Origin of the sequence: Marinobacter bryozoorum, assembly GCF_023156245.1 — a bacterium.
In the GTDB taxonomy this organism is placed as follows: domain Bacteria; phylum Pseudomonadota; class Gammaproteobacteria; order Pseudomonadales; family Oleiphilaceae; genus Marinobacter; species Marinobacter bryozoorum.
This window is the reverse complement of record NZ_JAKZAH010000055.1, coordinates 1-16,708: the sequence shown is the minus strand read 5'-3', so window position 1 is coordinate 16,708 and position 16,708 is coordinate 1. Positions and strand designations below refer to the sequence as shown.

Sequence of the window (16,708 nt, the reverse complement as noted above, 5' to 3'; positions counted from 1 at the left end):
GAGGACTGTCTCCCGTGGACTTCGAAAAGCAGTATTTTAAGCAGCTGTCAGGCGTCTAGGATATCGGGGGCTTGCCATAGCTATGGTCAATATCAGTTACTGATCAACGTGTAATTTCATGATCTGATACAACGGCCGGGCCTTAGTCCGGCCGTTTGTCATTGAGCCGAACATGCGGAAGGTCGGCAATGATTTTGACGAAATCCTCCAAATGAGGACACTAGCTGACCCACGCAAAGAGGCCAGCCTTTTCTACTGGGCATTATCGTACTAAAACCACCACCGGACGCCCGCCACGAAGCTGGAGGACTCGACGTCTTCCCCCTCGCGCTCACGAAGGTCCTCTGTGTTGCCCAGAAAGCGGGTGTAAGAAACACCCACGTAGGGCGCAAACTCCCTCGAAAAGTGGTATCTCAGACGGAGCCCCAGGCCCACATTATTGATGCCACTACCGACGCCCCACTCCTCAACATCGCTGAAGGCAACGAGCGTTTCGCCGCGGCCCTGCAAAATGAGCCTTTGGGTCAGCAGCCAGTCGTACTCGGCTTCAAGATCGTATGACACGTCACCGTCGTCGGTGACTCGGAGATTTGTGTCTACCTCAAACCAGTAGGGGGCAAGTCCCTGCAATCCAACAATGGCCGAATAGCGCTCCTTATTAGGGCTGGGGCCAAACGTTGTCTGGGCACCCAATCCTGTCTGTATATCCCAGAAGCGATCGAAGCGATAGCTGTACTGCACATCAAAATTTTCGATGTCGCCGCTGTCGCTGGATAGATCAGTCTCACCTTCCGTTTCGACCCAGAGCCGATTGCGATCTTTACCAATCCAGGCCTGGGCGTCCCACAGGGCCAATTCGTTGTCGCCGTCACGCTGGTATTCCATCCGGTCAAACAGAACCTGGCCAAACACCTGGTTGTCGTGTATCGGCAGCGTCCAGTCCGGTTCGGCCTGAACGCCAGTACCGGCGGCGCCGGCTCCCGAGGCAAGCGTTAAGGCTGAGGCACCCACAACCCACTTGATGCGATTCATCATAATGTTCATCCCCTATCCCGTTAAACGACCGACACGACACGAAACATGCCTGCGTCCATGTGGTACAGAAGGTGGCAATGGAAAGCCCAGTCACCCGGTGCATCCGCTGTGATCAGCGCGGATACACGCTCGCCGGGTTTGACGGAAATCGTGTGTTTGCGTGGACGATATTCACCTGCACCGGTTTCCAGTTCCATCCACATGCCATGCAGGTGAATGGGGTGATCCATCATCGAGTCGTTGACGAGGATCAATCGCAGGCGCTCGCCATGGTAGAACTTGACCGGGCCATCGACTTCAGAGAACTTTTTGCCGTCGAACGACCACATGTAACGTTCCATATTGCCGGTAAGGTGCAGTTCCACCTCGCGTTCGGCCGGGCGCTTGTCGGGCCAGCCCTCAATGCTCTGCAACTGGGAATAAGTCAGCACCCGATGGTTGGCTGTTTCAAAGCCTACACCAGGGTCATCCAGACGCGATTGCGGGCTGGAAGCCACCATGGCCGCCCCGGGACCGTGATTATCAGGGCCATGGGATATCGGCCGACCCGCCGTCGGGACCTCATTCATCGTTGCTTTGTCCGAGCTCATCTTGTTCATTCCCGAGTCGGCGCCATTCATCATCATTTGGCCATGGGCTTTGTCGTTGCTGCCTGACATCATTTCCATCTTGCCACCCATGTCCATGCCGCTGTCCATGTTCATATCGCCGTCCTTGCCCATGGCGCCCATGCTCATCGCGCCCATGCCCATGGCGGCCATACCGCGCTCGGTTCGCGGATACATGGGCGGTACTGGCGCCTCCATTCCCTTGCGGGTGGCTAACGTTCCGCGCACATACCCCGACCGATCCTGTGACTGGGCAAACACGGTGTGAGCCGTGTCGGTTGGCTGTACAATCACGTCGTAGGTTTCCGCCACGCCAATGCGGAATTCATCCGTTTCAACGGGTTGCACTGGTTGGCCGTCAGCGGAAATAACCGTCATCGGGAGGCCCGGGACACGGACATCAAAGAAGGTCATCGCCGAGGCATTGATGAATCTCAGGCGAATTTTCTCGCCGGGACGGAACAGCCCGGTCCAGTTGCTGGCGGAAGGCGACCCGTTCATCAGGTAGGTATATTCAGAACCGGTTACATCCAGGATATCCCGGGGACTCATTCGCATTCTGCCCCACATGCCGGCTTTGCTCCACGCGGCATCCCAGCCCATGGTTTCGACGTCCTTGAAGAAGTCGCCAACGGTGCGCTGGTTGTAGTTGTAGTAGCCCTCCGCCACTTTCAGATTCCGGAATACGTCGTCGGGAGAATCAAAGGTCCAGTCGGAGAGGACCACAACGTATTCGCGATCGTAGGCCACCGATTCCGGCTCGGCAGGATCAATGATAATCGGCCCATAATGGCCCAGCTGTTCCTGAAGGCCAGAGTGGCTGTGGTACCAGTAGGTGCCGTGCTGTTCGACCGGAAAACGGTACTCAAACGTTTCGCCGGGCATGATGCCGGGAAAGCTGACGCCAGGAACGCCATCCATCTGGTACGGCAGAATCAGACCATGCCAGTGAATGGATGTTGCCTCCGGTAGCGTATTGGTGACACGCAAGATTGCCTCGCGCCCCTGTTTGAGGCGCACCAGAGGCGCTGGCAGAGTGCCGTTGATGGTGATGGGCTGTTCCGAGACTGTGCCCCCTATCTTGAGAGGTGTTCTCGCGACGGTCAGGTCGTAGATGTCAGCGCCATTACGCACGGTGTGAAATGCGTTCGTGTTGTCCAGTTGTCCTCTAGCATAGGCCGGCAACAAGCTGTCGAAACCGGCAAGAAGTCCCATCGTGGCAGCTCCTTGGATAAGGCGCCGCCTGGACATACCTGCATAGAAATGTCTATCGCTCATAGGTTGCTCCTAAAACCATGTATATACAGCTTCTTGCGTTCGTGACTCGATTATTGATGCTACCCAGTGTAACTGAAATCAAACTGAAAAGTCTGTATCCGCCTTTCTATCACCATTTGTTTGGCGGGCAGGGGGGGAGAGGCGCAATGGCCCTACGCCAGCCTCCCTTTTGGGCGAGTGAGTGCGGATTAGCAAGAACGGTTGCAAGTCCTGCGATAAAGAAGGGAAGGACGATGGCGAGAACGAAGATGGCGATTCATCCGCTTTATCTACGGGCGTGCAATTGTGGATTTTGACGAGACAATCACAGATAAAAAAAAAGCTGGCCCGTCACGGAACCAGCTTTACAATACTCAAATTGAGCAGCTAACCATCGCTGGCCGAATCAGAAACTCCTGCTCCAACCCAGCCAGAACTTCGGATCATCCGAGTTGACAGAGCCAAGCGCGTCGGTTGACTCAATGTCCGCGTACTCCACGTTAACACTGAAAGAACCGAAGTTTCCCGCATCCTTTGTAACGTTGGCGGCGACGTGTGAATAACTTGCCTCGCCGACAGAAGCCTTGCCGTCATCAGCGAAGTCGTAATAGCCAAGCGTCACACCGGCACTGTAGCTGTCCTCCAGAGGCACCCCAACAGAGGCGTAGTAATAGGCATCCCCCTGCACGAACACCCCATCACCACTGGTGTCGCTGTTGATCGTGTAGGCCAGGCCGATGGCCGCAATGCCATAACTGATCTCGCCGTACAGTTCGCCGAAGTCGATGGAGTCCGGCGCGTCAGGATACGCATAATAAATGTACCCAACGTCATAACCCAGTTCTTCCACAGAGCCGGAGAATCCGGCATAAAGATCAAGCTCATAGCTGGTGCCGTCACCAAAATCGACATTGGAACCCCAACCACCGGCGTAGAAGCCCGACGCATGCTCATAATCCAACCCTCCCTGGACAGCCGCAGCCCCGTCTGTCTGGGTGACGCCCCGGAACAGATAGTTGCTGCTGGCGCTCACATTTGAGCTGACGTCAGCGCTAACAATGGCGGGCGCAGCCTGAAGTGCTGCAAGCAAAGTGATACTGATAAATCCGGATTTGGTGAAAAACTGCTTCTTCATAATGGATACCTTCGGTTGGATTTCATTGCTCCAAATATGATTTAGCAAAAGTCTTGCCACATCTTATTTATTCTTGTTTATCATTATTATAGAGACAAATCGGCACATTCTGAGCTTGCCCCCGAAAAACGACCCAACACCTAGCGCCCCAGAACCTGTCACCGGCCCGGACCAGCGCCCTGTTTTGATGCATTCTCTGTAACCATTCTGTAATCTTTGCCAAATAGACTTTAATAGCGCTTCAACACACACAAGCAAACCGAAAAAGGTGAGACAGATCATGAGCAAGAAATATTTGGGCTTGGCTTTGGCGATTTCTGCCGCTTCTGCTGCACAGGCCGGAAACGTTACGACCAGCGGCGAAGACCTTGTGATCGATACCGACAGCGGTATCAAAGTGAAAGTGTCGGATAACTCTGCGTCTTTTCAGCTCGGCGGGCGCATTCAGTGGGATTACGACGCCACGCAGTCTGACGACAACGGTGTTGACACTACCGATTTCGATGTGCGCCGGGCACGCCTCTACGCCAAGGGCCACTTTGGCGACTGGGCGTACAAGACCCAGTTCAACGTCGCTGAAAGTGATGGCGCCGACGGCGGTACTGCTGAAGACCGGCGGTCTCCAACTCCAAGTGCAACACCCGGGTTAATGAACGCCTGACGGCGCATCCTGGGTTTGCTTGATCAGATCCATAAAGACCTCCAGCGGCGGCTTGAAGCCCAGTCGCTTTCGAGGCCGGGTATTGAGCTGGAAGGCGATGGCATCCAGCTCGTCCTGACTGAACACCGACAGGTCCGTGCCCTTGGGCATGTACTGCCGCAAGAGGCCATTGGTGTTCTCATTGATGGCCCGCTGCCAGGGACTGTGTGGATCGGCGAAGTAGATCGCCGTCCCGGTCTTCTGGGTGATCTCGGCGTGGCGCACCAGCTCGCGGCCCTGGTCGTAGGTGAACGTCTGGCGCATTTCCAATGGCACCCGGTTGAGGGCCGCGCTGAAGCCCTGAACGGCGGCGGTTGCGGTAGCGCCGTCCATCTTGGCCAGGAATACCAGGCCACTCACTCGCTCAACCAGAGTGCCTACAGCGGAGCGGTTGAACGCACCTTTGATCAGGTCGCCTTCCCAGTGCCCCGGCAAGAGCCGTTCATCGACTTCCGGCGGGCGAAGGTGAATGCTGACCAGATCCGGGATCTGCTGACGGCGGTCCACACCGCCCGCGCGGGGCCGGCGCTTGGTCTTGCCCTGGCGCAGGCATGCAATCAGCTCCTTGCGCAGCTCACCGTGAGGCTGGGCGTAGATGGCTTTGTACACCGTCTCATGAGAGACCTGATAGTCGGGCTGGTTTGGAAACATGGCCTTCAGTGTGCCGCTGATTTGTTGGGGAGACCACCAGTTTCGTAGCATGTCGAGGACGATCGCATAGAGATTCGTTCCTTCGACTAACTTGCACTTGGGCCGACAACGAACACGCGCTGAACATGCTGTTACCCTTGCTGCCTCGGCATCATAGGGCTGGTCGTTAACCGCGTGTCGTCGTAACTCCCGGCTCAAAGTACTGGGAGAGCGCTTCAACTCACGGGCGACGGCACGGAGGCTGGCTCCCTGGCGCATCATCAACATGAGTGTGACGCGGTCTGTGGTGCTGAGGTGGTGATAGTGATTTTTCATGGCAACACGATACTCGATCAGGGAGTGTTGCACTTAGTTATTGAGCGCGCGACCTGTACATTCGTTACATGGGATTTGGCTCAGCTGCAACCGTGACTATCGGTAAACAGAAAGAGCCATTCGGCCTGGAAGAATTAACGAGCTCAAAAGACATCTCAGCGCTTGAGCGATCTGCCATGACCGAGCGTTATGCCCCCGGTCGCAGCGGCGGCATCCAGCTCAGCGGCAAAGGCAGCAACTGGACCTACGGTATCGGCTACTTCGAGGCAGGCGGCAATGGCAGCGACGATTTCAATAACACGGCAGTAACCGCACGGGGCACGGTTGCACCGATTCAAACGAACAATATGGTTGTTCATCTTGGTGCGGGTTATACCACGCGTGATGCCGACACTCAGGCCGATGAGGTCGATACGTTTAATCTGGAGCTCGCCGGCGCTTCCGGGCCCTTCCATGCCCAGGCCGAATATTTCGATTCCGAGGAAGGCCAGGTGGATGTTGATGGTTATTACGTACAGCTTGGCTGGATCATCACCGGCGAAAGCCGTCCTTACAAAGCCGGAGCATTCAAGCGGGTAAAACCGGCATCACCCAAAGGGGCCTGGGAAGTTGTTGCCCGCTTTGAGGATGGTGACGGAAAATACAGTGATGTGGGGCTGGCCACGACCGACGGTGAGCAAACAACACTGGGCGTTAACTATTACGCCAACAAGAATGTTCGACTTGGAATGAGCTACATGGATGGCGAAGAAGCCAATGGCGCTAGCGGAGATGAAGTGCGTGCGAGGTTACAATATGCGTTTTGACCGCATGGCGGGTTCTTGAATAAGCTTACCACTTGATTAGGGCACTGGTACGGGAAACATTGCGATCAAAAAACAATCGGAAAATTCAGTTAGAGTTCAGTTTAGCTTGATATAGTTCTTGCGAGTTAATGAAGTACTCAGGTTTTTAGGGCAGATATTCATCTGCCCATTTTTTTGTCTGCCCCGCTCTGAATAGAGCTCATCTGAAGTTTCTGGGTACATAGCTATCTGGCAATAATCAATTCCTGAAAAAGGGGCGCACCGACGCGCACGTGGAGTCGTCTGGCAGTCTGTCGGGATTAGGTTGTTAGGTCTCTCATAGCCAGAAAACCCCGGCTGGAAACCAGGGCTATGACAGAGAGGGAATGCAAAGGCGAACTCGCCGCCGATCAGTTGGCCTTGGGTTGTTGATCAGAAATTAACGCTGATCCCCAGCGAAGCGGTACGTGGCATGTTTGGCCTGGCGCCATCGGGCAAACGTGAAACAATTTGCTGTTCATCGAACAGGTTGTCCACTTTCAGGAAGACATCGGCACTGGCGGTCAGCGCGTAACGGCTGATGAAGTCGACCAGGAACAGGGATTCGGTCTCGTCCAGTTCGGTGGCCGTGTTGTTGCATCCCGCGCTCACACACATCTCATCGACGTAGGTAGTCACCAGATAGTTGTCCCAGCCGCTCTGGTGCTCCATGCCGACCCGCAGGCTCATCTGGTTTTCCGGAACGTCTTTGAGCTGCTCGCCTTTTTTCAGGCCAGAGGCAGCATTGTCCTTGCTGATTTCCGCCTGGGTAAAGGTGTAGGTAAGGCTGACCGGAAGGTAGAAGTCGCCCGCCTCGGTGCCGGTCTGGAGCTGGAATTCCGCACCGGCAATTTCAGCCTCGCCGGTTACGAAACTGCCAGAAGTGGCGTCATTGCTGCACGGCGAGCCCACTGAACAGTTTTCAGCCTTGTTGGAGAAATCGCTGTAGAAGCCGATCATTTCCGCGAAGAACGCATTGCCAAAGTAGCGGACGCCGGCTTCCCAGTTCTTGCTGGTTTCCGGTTCTTCGTTTGCCCTGGCACCACCTCCGAGAGGGGAGAAACCCCGGTGCACACCGCCCAGAACCTGCCAGCTTTGGGACAGGTCGTAGGTAAAGGAAGCGCCGGGCAGGAGTTCAGCGCTGTCATTGGTGCGGGTGCTGTCGACCGTTGTGCGGCCGGGATCAGCGTACTGGGTGCGGCTGGTTTTCACATCCTCGTAGCGTAGCGCAAGGTTGATGCTGAGTTTGTCCGTCGCCTGCCACATGTCGAGTGCCCAGAAGCTCAGGGCTTCGCCGGTCTCGAAGCGATTATTGCTGCCCGTTGGGGCCACGCTGTTCTGGAACACGAGGGAGCCATTGATCTGGTCGTAAACATCTACTGGCTGGAAGCGATCCATTTCATCTTCGTGGGTGCGGGCACCGAAATCGAACTCATGGTTGCCAATGTTTACATCAAAGTTTGTCTGAACGCCCTGGGAGACGTACTCCCTGGCGTTGTTCTTGTAATTCAGGCCGCTGGTGTCAACGGTACCGTCGAGAATACCCTGGGCATTGGCGTCACCGGCGTTTGCCTGGTCGATGATGTTTCCGGCGCCACTGAGCTTGTACCAATTGCGTTTGAAGTCGTTGCGATAGAGGGTTGTGGTGCTGCTTACATTGTCGCTCCACTCGAACTGATGAGTCAGGCTGACACCGGAGTGAGTATTATCCATCTGGTCGGGACTGGAAAGCCCGTAGCGCCGGTTGGGGTCCTGGTTGAAGTCCGCATCCGTCAGTCCGACATAGGTCGAGTTGGAGGTTTCCTCGGAATACTGCAGCTTGGCGGTTACGCTCTGGCGCTCTCCCTGCCAGCGCAGTTTGCCGACATAGTCTTCGATATCAAAGCCGGTATCGCGGTTACTGCGGTCAATCTCCTTGAAGCCTTTCGCGGAGCGCTGGATGGTCTCAAGCAGGTAGCCCCAGTCGCCGGCCGTGTCACCGTAGGTTACATGAACGTCGGTGGAGCCGCGGTCGTTGGTGACGGTCTCAATATACCCCTGCCGCTGATCGGGAATGGGTGTGGAAATCAGGTTGACGACACCACCGGTGGTTTGCGGGCCATAGCGCAGCAGCGGGGCACCCTTGAGCACTTCCAGCGAGGACATGCGCTTCAGCGTCGGGAAATAATAGGCGGCCGGGTTAGAATAGGGGGCCGGCGCGATCAGAATGCCATCTTCCATCAGGGTAACATTGCTGCTTCGCTCGGCCGTGGCACCGCGAATGCCAATGTTAGGGCGCAGGCCCTGACCTTCCTCTTCCCGTACATACACGCCCGGGACGGTTTTCAATACCTGGTTGATGTCGGCCTCAACCTCGGTTTTCAACTGCTGATCGCCAACTACATAGCCTGACCCCGGCAGAGTTTGGGCTGCAGACGCATCGCCAATGATTTCCAGGGCTTCAAGGGTCTGGGGCTGGTCATCGCCAGCGGCAGAGCCCATGGCTGGGGCCAGGCTGATCGCCACAGCCAGTGATAGTTGGGAAGGTCTAAACATACGGTTGTTCTCCGTTATCATTGAATTTTCCGGATGCAAGTGATAATGATTAGCATTACATTTCGAAACTTTATGGTTTTGTAACTATTAAGTCAATAGCCAATTCTTATGGGTCGAAACGTGTCAACAGGCTGAAAACCGTCAACTCCCGCTTTTCCTTTATCGACCGAGAGGATTGTTCAGATAGCTTGCGGGTATGCCGATGCTAATGACGTCAACACCCTGCGCCATGGCCCGGTGTTCAAGCCGGACGCCGAGTGAAACCGCTTGAGGCAGAGTAGGGTCTGGCCAGCGCGCCGGCCTTCTCAGCCCTGGAGAATGCTGTGAGTGCCTAGGGTGTGCGGGTAATTCTATAAACTAGAGGCTGCCGGGGAGGGTCACGAGATTTACTCTAGGCTGTGTATAGGGTCAGAGCTACGGCATCCTTCAGCGTCAAATCAAGTTGATTCTGAGAGGCGTCAAATTGTTTGTCGCATTATGCTGGTTTACTAAGCAGCCTCGCCGAACTGGAGCCGAGTCTGGGTTGTTCCTGCTGGTCTACTGGAGTTCTCGTTTTTCTGTCGAGTTTTCCGCCTCTCCGATCCGCATTTGGGGTTCATTGCCTTTGGCAGGCTGACTATGGGGCAGCTGTTAAATCTGCAAATGATCATTGGTGGCTTTTTCTAGGATTTGAGGAAATAAGCGCCGCACAGTCCTTCAAGCCCAGAGGTATCTCAATGGAATGAGCCGCAAACGAGGCCCGTAGGGACGGCTCTGTGAGACGGATGAGGTGATGGCACCTTGTCCTGCTCGTTTTGTCTGTGAGCTTTTGGAGGTACCCCTTGCGAGTCAGGCTCAATCTGACCGATATCAAGGTTGCCGCGGACATAGGCGCCCTAAACTGAATTATCGACTCATGAATGAAACATTGACTCCACTCACCCCTTATACGGCCACAGAAGGTACCACTAGGATGAAAACGATGCTAACGCCGCTCCCTGCCAGGAAAGGCCAAAGAAACCAGAAGTCGTTGCTGGCCTTGGCCATTGGTTCACTTCTGGCCTCTTCCGCGACGCCTGTCCTGTCCCAGACCCTTACCGACGCCTTGACCGGGGGAGCGGTTTCGCTTGAAGTTCGCTACCGTTACGAATTTGTGGATCAGGACAACCCTCTCGATCAAGCCCATGCTTCCACCGTTCGAACCCGACTGGGGTACCGGACTGGTGATTTCCAGGGGTTTGAGGTGTTTGCCGAGGCGGAAGATGTGACCGCTGTGGGGAATGAGAACTACAATAGCACCATTAATGATACAACCGATCACTCAGTGGTCGCTGATCCGACGGAAACCGAAGTCAACCAAATTTACGTACGTTACAAAGGCCTTCCGGATACCACACTGACCTATGGTCGTCAGCGCTTTGCTCTGGACAATCACCGGTTTATAGGCACAGTTGGCTGGCGCCAGAATGAGCAGACCTTCGATGCCTTTATCGGCGCCAACGAGTCGCTTCCAGACACGACGATTACAGCGGGCTATCTTTACAATGCTAACCGGATATTCTCGGACGCCAGCCCGAATGGCAATTTCCCCATGCAGTCGCCGATTCTTAATGTTCAGTATCAGGGGTTGGCCGCCGGAACCCTTACCGCCTACGGATATCTGTTCGACTTTACCACCGCAGACGTCAACTCAACCCAGAATTTTGGCTTGCGATTCACTGGTGGCACCGATGTAACGGAAGACGCCAAAGTCCTGTACACTCTGGAGTACGCAATCCAGAAGGACTATGCAGACAACCCGCAAAGCTTTGAGGCCGCCTATTGGCTGGCGGAAGCGGGCCTCGCCGCGTATGGCGTTACGGTCAAGGTGGGCATGGAAACCCTGGAGTCGGACGACGGCCGATCATTTCAGACTCCTCTGGCTACGCTTCACGCAATGAACGGTTGGGCCGACCAGTTCTTGGTCACCCCGGACGATGGCCTGCAGGATCTTTACGTATCGGCGGGTGCCGCAGTAAAGGGAGTCAAGTTGCTGGCCATATTTCATGACTACAGCAGTGACATCAATAGCTTGAGCTATGGCTCTGAGCTGGGGCTGCTGGCTGCCTACCCAGTCAACAAACATTACACGGTGGGTGCCAAGTTCGCCAGCTATGCCGAGGATGGTCGCGGTGTGGATACGGACAAGGCCTGGTTGTGGGGACAGGTCAAGTTCTGACTTTCTCACTGTTGCGTTAATCAGACATCCGCCTGAAAGAAAGCGGAGTCACCCCGACCGAGGGGAAGATAATCCGAATGGCAAGGGCCACTGGCTAACGGTGCGGTCGAGGAGGCCTCAGGAAGTTTTCCGCACACAACACGAATCGCGGTCAGCTCTGTTACGCAGGCGTGTGGCTGGCCGGCGATCATCCGCGACTTACGGGTCTTTAAGCCCTCCGCGAATGGTTTCAAGGACGGCGCTCGGTCCGTGGCAATGTCATAAATTTACAGAAATTGATGTGTTATCTATGCTTTATGCAGAAGCTAAACAACAAGGAGAAACAAGATGGGTAAAGCTATTAATGGTAAGTTCGAGAACATGGATCAGGCACACAATACGCGAGACGACCTTATTGGCAGCGAAATTCCACAGGATCTGATCTATATTGATAAGGATGAGCAGACGATCCGGGTGATGTTGCCGGCGGAGGAAGCAAGAGAAGTCTATGAAATATTTGACCGACACGGTGTCACTTATAAGTGAACGCTCGTTAACATAGATCCCTGATCTTCAAGCCGCCTTCTTTCGCCTTAGCTCCACTCGCATGACGTTAATACCGCCTGTGCGACCCAGCCGATCAACGTGGCGAGAGGCCCATAGGAGATGACGCCTTTATAATCCACGTCATAGGGAGCAAGCTCTTCCGCCAGATCGATATAGACCCTCGGGGTGACAAAATTGTTTTTGCTTTCAAAAGGTTCCTTTAAGCTGTCGCGAGTGGTTTACCCACCAACCATCAGATCTTTTAACCAACCCTGCTTCAGGCAGCGTTTGAACTCGCTGTGGCTCAGTTCCCTGTAGATGACGGTTATGCCCAGAAGCTCTGAAACAGCAACGCCCCCCCACACCGCGCCGCAAAAAGGTAGACTAAGTGTAGTTGATGCCTTTTCCCATGCTTTCTTGCTCAATGACAGTCACTGTTTTTGGTCAGGTGTGCGAGATTGTCGAGCTCACACTCCTCGCTGTAATGAATCAGCCCGCGTTTTACCTGTTCCGCCATACCTTTTGACAGCCGGGTTGCCGCCTGTTCGATGGTTTTTTCGATATCTTCCAGGGAAGCCTGCAGCAGATCGTAAGTCACATACAGCTCCTGATCCGTGAAGTCCACTGCATCAATACCCATCAGCGACTGCAGTGATGTTTTCAAATCAGCCTTGAGGTCATCGCTGATTATTTCGCGGAGTCGCATGCGGCGTTTTTTTAGAATCACTTGATTTTTCTGCTTGGGCGACAATCCGTGTTGAGGATCGCCCACAAACAGATGCGGGCGGGATTTAAATCGCTCCAGGCACTGACGCGAACAGAAATAGTGGTTGATACCCTGGTAATTCCATAGTAGCGAGCGATTGATTTTTTTCATATCACACACGGGGCAACGAATCGTGGACGCCAGCTTGTTCATCAAGCCCTCCTCAGGGGTTTTGGCCTATACCATTCAACAGTTGGTGTAGCTCGCTTTCAGTGGTTAATGCCAGCGTGGTGGAAGAGTCGATCACCCGGTTATAGGTCTCCAGGGTTTTGACAAAGTCATACAGATCACGGGATATTTCCGACTGGTTATACGCCGCTGCGTAAATTTCCGTGGCTTTCGCGTCCGCCACCCCCTGAATGGTTTGAGCTTCCCGATAGGCTTCAGACTCAATGCGCTGCAAATCCTTTTCCTTGTCGCCGATAATTAGCGGCTTCGCCGGCACCCTCGGAACGGAATCGCTCGGCAATCTGCTGGCGTTTGCTGATCATTCTGGCGAACGCTTTCATTGTAGTTGATCCGCTTAAAACGAATGTCGGGCAATTCAATGCCAAATTTAGCCATCTTTGCCGAAGCCGCGGCAGAGATGTCCGCTTCTATTAGCTGCCGCCCCCGTCGGACGGACCGCGGTTGGCCAATCACCGCTTTTGTGAGCGGCTGGTCGAAGGCGGGCTCCCTGCCTTTCTTGGTGTGTGCAAGTTCTATCAATTCGTGTTTGGCAACAGCTTTGCGGGTTTCACTACCGAGAATATCTTCCAGTCGCGACCGAACACTGTAATCGTCCCGCAACCGCAATGCCTATATACAGAGTGATCTGACGTGGTGAAACCGGTATATCCGACAAGGAGGGGCGGAATCGATCGTTCATGGTTGTTTCCTTTTATCGATTAATGATTCCTGCAATCGACGGACACGCGTTAACCGGTTGTGGCATCGGTGCCTATCTCCAACACATTGTTATCAAGATATTGATGTGGTGGAATAATCAGGTTGGTGGGTGCCGGTACGTTTTTAAAGACCCGACCGGCGAGGTCGAACTTCGATCCGTGGCAAGGGCAGAAAAACAATGCATGCTTGACCTCCTCCGTGCCCTCCGGCTCGTAGTTCGGAATGCAACCCAGATGCGTACAAATACCCACTGCCACCAAGATGTCCTCCCGGATACTGCGGTATTCATTCCTGGCATAATCTGCTTGTTGGTTGATCTCAGAGTCCGGATCGCGCAATTCCTGGCGATGCGTTGCCTCTCGTAAATTGTCCAAATTTTCGCTGGTGCGTCTCAGCACCCAGACCGGCTTACCCTGCCACGCCACCGTGATCATGGCGCCGGGTTCAATTTTGCTGGTATCTACCTTTACCGGAGCACCGACAGCTCGCGCCTTGGCGCTTGGGTTCCACGAGTTAATAAACGGGATGGCAGCACCCACCACGCCCGCCCCCGCGGCAAAAGAGGTGGCCGCAATCAGAAAGCGGCGCCGGGGTACATTGGCTTCATTCATCTTAAGTTTCTCCCTGATTCAGCGGTCGCATAATCATCAGTCGCTGTCGCCAACGCCCCGGGTCTAACGGGGCGACTACTTTCGACTTAACTCCACTTGCATGACATTAATACCCCCGGCCCGAAACATGCCGGCGCAACTGGCCAGGTAAAACCGCCACTTGCGCATGAACATTTCGCTGTACCCCAACGCCCCTATCGCCGATAGCTGTTCGTCCACGTTCGCCAGCCATTTTTCCAGCGTAATGGCATAATCCTGTCCGAACTGAAACACATCGTTCACCACCAGGCCGTTATCAGTGGCAACGGCTTCAAAACGCTCTCTGGAAGGCAGCATGCCACCGGGGAAAATATGCTTCCGCAAAAAGTCGTTGCCGGAGCGATACCGCTCAAATCGCTCCTCGGCAATGGTAATGGTTTGTATCAGTGCCTTGCCGCCGGGTCTCAGATAATCGTGTACATCCTTCATGTAAGTGGGCCAATAGGACTCGCCCACGTGTTCAAACATCCCGATTGATACCACGTAATCAAACGGCCCCGACAGTTCCCGATAGTCCTGTAAACGCACCTCGGTATTTCCCTCCAGTCCGGCGGACCGGAGTCGTTGGCGGGCACAATCCGCCTGTTCGCTGGACAAGGTTGCCCCGGTTACATGGCACCCGTGTGCAGTTGCCACTTCCATAAAACCGCCCCAGCCACAGCCTATTTCCAGGATGCGGCTTCCCCGTTCCGGTGCCAGTCGCTGAAGGATCCGCTCATATTTCGCTTGCTGTGCCTCGTAAAGCGAGAGGGACTCGTTGCCACCAAACAGGGCGCAGGAGTAGGTCATGCTCTTATCCAGCCAGAGCTGATAAAAATCGTTGCCTAAGTCGTAGTGCTCATGGACGTTTTCACGGCTGCGCTTAACCGTATTGGAAAACAACCGATGCTTGAACCAATGCCATAACCTGAGCCCCACGCTAGAGCGTAAAGCGCGGTCAAAAACGACTATGTTCACCGTGACAAGGCGCATTAGGGCAAGCAAATTGGGCGTGGACCATTTGCCTGCCATGTAGTCTTCTCCCAGTCCCACATCACCGTGGGTGATCAGACGATCAATGACATGCCACTGCAGGATTGTCATTTCTGCATGTACACCGTCTTGCTTCCCTTCATGGCACGTCTTTTCTCCATCTGGCCATGTAAGTGATAACGAGCCGAACTGAAGAGATCTCAGCGCCTTTCGAAAAAGATTGAGCTGAATGATGCTGCTTTTCCCCGCAGGCCTTTTTTGAGGCTCAAGGTGCATGCTTGCCGAGAAAGATTCGTTGCTCATGCCTTTCTCTCCTCAGAGTGTTCCTAGAAAACATGTTTCCAGTAAATTCAGTAACCGGCAAGTGCATGCGTCATCAATTTTAGGACATTGTTTCTAATTTGATCGAGATCAAGGTGTGCTCTGTTTCGGTCCGGTAATTCAGTTTGAATTCAGGCAGATGTGGTTGACTTGCGTCAGGAAATGCCATGCCCGGGCCTGAAGCAATGCAAAGGCAGCTGGTACAGCAGCAGACTGGAGAGGTCTTTATGGAATGGTTGGCGGAAAACTGGTTCTCGGTGCTTATTGGCATCGTTTTCGTGGGCATGCATATGTTCGGTCACGGAGGACATGGTGGTCACGGCGGGGGCGGGCATGGTGGACATAGTGCGCCGGACAAGTCGGAAAACGACCCGGACAGACGTTCTGGCCATCGGCATTAACGGAGGACGGAACATGCTTGACACAAGACTGGTTACCTGGGCGTTGGGCCTCTTTGCGGCGGTCACCTTCATCGTTTGCGTGATCTATGGACTGGTGACGCCGCAAAGCCTGCACATGCACACGTTTCTCGAGCAGGTGCTGCCGGCGTTCAAGTGGCTGACCTGGTGGGGATTTCTGCTCGGATTGATTGAGAGTTTTCTATATGGCGCTTATGTCGGGCTGGTGTTCTGCCCGATCTTCAATTGGCTTCATCGCCATCTCGGTGTCGGGCGCGCGTCGGGCTGACGAAAGCTCCGGTCTGCAAATAAGGAAAGGGAAACAAGGAATGAAAAATACCGTCGTGGAGATCCGCGGCTTGCTATCGGCACTGAGTGCCCGGGGCGTGGAGAAACAGCTATTGAGATTGCCCGGCGTCAAGAAGGCCGAGGTCAACTATGTGGCCGGCAGCGCGACCGTCACCTATGATGAGGCGACGGTGGACCTTGAGGCTATCAAGGCCCGGATACACGAGTGCGGCTATCACTGTTCCGGAGAACAGTTGCCCAGGCACGTTTGCGACCCGGGGGACCCGCCGACCGAAGCCGGGGCTGTGTCCACGCCCGTCCACGATGGCCATGCCTCCCACACCGGCCACGACGATACGGCGCATCCTGCTGAACACGGCGAACATACTGGCGCAAAGGACGAGATGGCTCACGAGATGGGCCACGGCGGCAGCATGGACATGCAGGCAATGGTGCGCGACATGCGCAACCGTTTCTGGGTCTGCCTGATCTTCAGCCTCCCGATTTTCATTTATTCGCCCATGGGTGGGATGTTCGAACCACCGGTGCCACCCTTCGGGCTGCGGCTAGTTGCGGTAGGAATGCCTCTCACGAGGCACCCCCCGCACAGATCCGTACGTGCGGTATTACCGCATACGGCTCC

17 protein-coding genes are annotated in these 16,708 nt (G+C 54.7%); 7 read left to right on the top strand and 10 right to left on the bottom strand.

Annotation, left to right across the window (positions count from 1 at the left end):
* Nucleotides 1-270 precede the first annotated feature (270 nt).
* The 3 genes from MLC59_RS18390 to MLC59_RS18380 form a co-directional block, all read right to left on the bottom strand.
* Nucleotides 271-1,035, bottom strand: coding sequence for a copper resistance protein B (locus MLC59_RS18390; RefSeq protein ID WP_199451743.1), 765 nt, complete (start codon nucleotides 1,033-1,035; stop codon nucleotides 271-273).
* 20 nt (nucleotides 1,036-1,055) lie between these two features.
* Nucleotides 1,056-2,894, bottom strand: coding sequence for a copper resistance system multicopper oxidase (locus MLC59_RS18385; protein WP_091855245.1), 1,839 nt, complete (start codon nucleotides 2,892-2,894; stop codon nucleotides 1,056-1,058).
* Nucleotides 2,895-3,306: 412 nt separating this feature from the next.
* Nucleotides 3,307-4,035, bottom strand: a complete 729-nt coding sequence (locus MLC59_RS18380; RefSeq protein WP_062363658.1) for a TorF family putative porin — start codon at nucleotides 4,033-4,035, stop codon at nucleotides 3,307-3,309.
* A gap of 280 nt (nucleotides 4,036-4,315) precedes the next feature.
* On the opposite strand from MLC59_RS18380, the gene MLC59_RS18375 reads away from it, so the two are divergent.
* Nucleotides 4,316-4,696, top strand: a complete 381-nt coding sequence (locus MLC59_RS18375) for a porin (RefSeq protein WP_245742747.1) — start codon at nucleotides 4,316-4,318, stop codon at nucleotides 4,694-4,696.
* Here MLC59_RS18375 and MLC59_RS18370 read toward each other — a convergent pair.
* Nucleotides 4,682-5,701 (bottom strand): IS30 family transposase, encoded by a 1,020-nt coding sequence (locus MLC59_RS18370; RefSeq protein WP_091855222.1) that lies wholly within the window; start codon nucleotides 5,699-5,701, stop codon nucleotides 4,682-4,684. The two genes, MLC59_RS18375 and MLC59_RS18370, sit on opposite strands and share 15 nt — an antisense overlap.
* A 53-nt stretch (nucleotides 5,702-5,754) precedes the next feature.
* On the opposite strand from MLC59_RS18370, the gene MLC59_RS18365 reads away from it, so the two are divergent.
* The gene (locus MLC59_RS18365; protein WP_282451096.1) at nucleotides 5,755-6,507 is read left to right on the top strand and encodes an OprO/OprP family phosphate-selective porin; all 753 of its coding nucleotides are present in this window, start codon (nucleotides 5,755-5,757) and stop codon (nucleotides 6,505-6,507) included.
* A 411-nt stretch (nucleotides 6,508-6,918) separates the two neighbouring features.
* Here the strand turns inward: MLC59_RS18365 and MLC59_RS18360 are convergent, their stop codons facing one another.
* Nucleotides 6,919-9,060 (bottom strand): TonB-dependent receptor family protein, encoded by a 2,142-nt coding sequence (locus MLC59_RS18360; RefSeq protein ID WP_248185832.1) that lies wholly within the window; start codon nucleotides 9,058-9,060, stop codon nucleotides 6,919-6,921.
* A gap of 895 nt (nucleotides 9,061-9,955) precedes the next feature.
* Here MLC59_RS18360 and MLC59_RS18355 point away from each other — a divergent pair.
* Together MLC59_RS18355 and MLC59_RS18350 are read left to right on the top strand one after the other, a co-directional pair.
* Nucleotides 9,956-11,257: an alginate export family protein gene (locus MLC59_RS18355; RefSeq protein WP_248237042.1), complete on the top strand. Its 1,302-nt coding sequence runs from the start codon at nucleotides 9,956-9,958 to the stop codon at nucleotides 11,255-11,257.
* Between the two features lie 327 nt (nucleotides 11,258-11,584).
* On the top strand, nucleotides 11,585-11,782 hold the full coding sequence (locus MLC59_RS18350) for a hypothetical protein (RefSeq protein ID WP_091855216.1): 198 nt from the start codon (nucleotides 11,585-11,587) through the stop codon (nucleotides 11,780-11,782).
* A gap of 421 nt (nucleotides 11,783-12,203) precedes the next feature.
* On the opposite strand, the gene MLC59_RS18345 is transcribed toward MLC59_RS18350, so the two are convergent.
* The 5 genes from MLC59_RS18345 to MLC59_RS18330 form a co-directional block, all read right to left on the bottom strand.
* The gene (locus MLC59_RS18345; protein ID WP_248237039.1) at nucleotides 12,204-12,701 is read right to left on the bottom strand and encodes a hypothetical protein; all 498 of its coding nucleotides are present in this window, start codon (nucleotides 12,699-12,701) and stop codon (nucleotides 12,204-12,206) included.
* 10 nt (nucleotides 12,702-12,711) lie between these two features.
* Nucleotides 12,712-12,951, bottom strand: a complete 240-nt coding sequence (locus MLC59_RS18340; RefSeq protein ID WP_091855218.1) for an SPFH domain-containing protein — start codon at nucleotides 12,949-12,951, stop codon at nucleotides 12,712-12,714.
* Between the two features lie 23 nt (nucleotides 12,952-12,974).
* Nucleotides 12,975-13,337 carry an SPFH domain-containing protein gene (locus MLC59_RS20200; RefSeq protein WP_091855219.1) on the bottom strand — a complete coding sequence of 121 codons (363 nt, stop codon included), beginning with the start codon at nucleotides 13,335-13,337 and terminating at the stop codon, nucleotides 12,975-12,977.
* Between the two features lie 128 nt (nucleotides 13,338-13,465).
* Nucleotides 13,466-14,047 (bottom strand): ubiquinol-cytochrome c reductase iron-sulfur subunit, encoded by a 582-nt coding sequence (petA, locus tag MLC59_RS18335; protein WP_213477909.1) that lies wholly within the window; start codon nucleotides 14,045-14,047, stop codon nucleotides 13,466-13,468.
* Between the two features lie 75 nt (nucleotides 14,048-14,122).
* The gene (locus tag MLC59_RS18330; protein WP_248237037.1) at nucleotides 14,123-15,361 is read right to left on the bottom strand and encodes an SAM-dependent methyltransferase; all 1,239 of its coding nucleotides are present in this window, start codon (nucleotides 15,359-15,361) and stop codon (nucleotides 14,123-14,125) included.
* A 185-nt stretch (nucleotides 15,362-15,546) separates the two neighbouring features.
* Between MLC59_RS18330 and MLC59_RS18325 the strand changes: the two genes are divergently transcribed.
* The 3 genes from MLC59_RS18325 to MLC59_RS18315 all read left to right on the top strand — a co-directional run.
* The gene (locus MLC59_RS18325; protein WP_227548934.1) at nucleotides 15,547-15,780 is read left to right on the top strand and encodes a hypothetical protein; all 234 of its coding nucleotides are present in this window, start codon (nucleotides 15,547-15,549) and stop codon (nucleotides 15,778-15,780) included.
* A 13-nt stretch (nucleotides 15,781-15,793) separates the two neighbouring features.
* Entirely contained in the window at nucleotides 15,794-16,066 is a 273-nt protein-coding gene (locus MLC59_RS18320; protein ID WP_091854502.1) for a DUF5676 family membrane protein, read from the top strand.
* Nucleotides 16,067-16,106: 40 nt separating this feature from the next.
* Nucleotides 16,107-16,708: cation transporter (locus MLC59_RS18315; RefSeq protein WP_248237035.1), on the top strand; the 602-nt coding region annotated here is incomplete at its 3' end.

What these genes read in the sequence shown, in the direction of transcription:
- MLC59_RS18330 (WP_248237037.1), bottom strand. Translation starts at nt 15,361, where the DNA reads ATGAGCAACGAATCTTTCTCGGCAAGCATGCACCTTGAGCCTCAAAAA.
- MLC59_RS18385 (WP_091855245.1), bottom strand. Translation starts at nt 2,894, where the DNA reads ATGTCCAGGCGGCGCCTTATCCAAGGAGCTGCCACGATGGGACTTCTT.
- MLC59_RS18380 (WP_062363658.1), bottom strand. Translation starts at nt 4,035, where the DNA reads ATGAAGAAGCAGTTTTTCACCAAATCCGGATTTATCAGTATCACTTTG.
- MLC59_RS18390 (WP_199451743.1), bottom strand. Translation starts at nt 1,035, where the DNA reads ATGATGAATCGCATCAAGTGGGTTGTGGGTGCCTCAGCCTTAACGCTT.
- MLC59_RS18350 (WP_091855216.1), top strand. Translation starts at nt 11,585, where the DNA reads ATGGGTAAAGCTATTAATGGTAAGTTCGAGAACATGGATCAGGCACAC.
- MLC59_RS18360 (WP_248185832.1), bottom strand. Translation starts at nt 9,060, where the DNA reads ATGTTTAGACCTTCCCAACTATCACTGGCTGTGGCGATCAGCCTGGCC.
- MLC59_RS18370 (WP_091855222.1), bottom strand. Translation starts at nt 5,701, where the DNA reads ATGAAAAATCACTATCACCACCTCAGCACCACAGACCGCGTCACACTC.
- MLC59_RS18320 (WP_091854502.1), top strand. Translation starts at nt 15,794, where the DNA reads ATGCTTGACACAAGACTGGTTACCTGGGCGTTGGGCCTCTTTGCGGCG.
- MLC59_RS18355 (WP_248237042.1), top strand. Translation starts at nt 9,956, where the DNA reads ATGAATGAAACATTGACTCCACTCACCCCTTATACGGCCACAGAAGGT.
- MLC59_RS18375 (WP_245742747.1), top strand. Translation starts at nt 4,316, where the DNA reads ATGAGCAAGAAATATTTGGGCTTGGCTTTGGCGATTTCTGCCGCTTCT.
- MLC59_RS18345 (WP_248237039.1), bottom strand. Translation starts at nt 12,701, where the DNA reads ATGAACAAGCTGGCGTCCACGATTCGTTGCCCCGTGTGTGATATGAAA.
- MLC59_RS18325 (WP_227548934.1), top strand. Translation starts at nt 15,547, where the DNA reads ATGCCCGGGCCTGAAGCAATGCAAAGGCAGCTGGTACAGCAGCAGACT.
- petA (WP_213477909.1), bottom strand. Translation starts at nt 14,047, where the DNA reads ATGAATGAAGCCAATGTACCCCGGCGCCGCTTTCTGATTGCGGCCACC.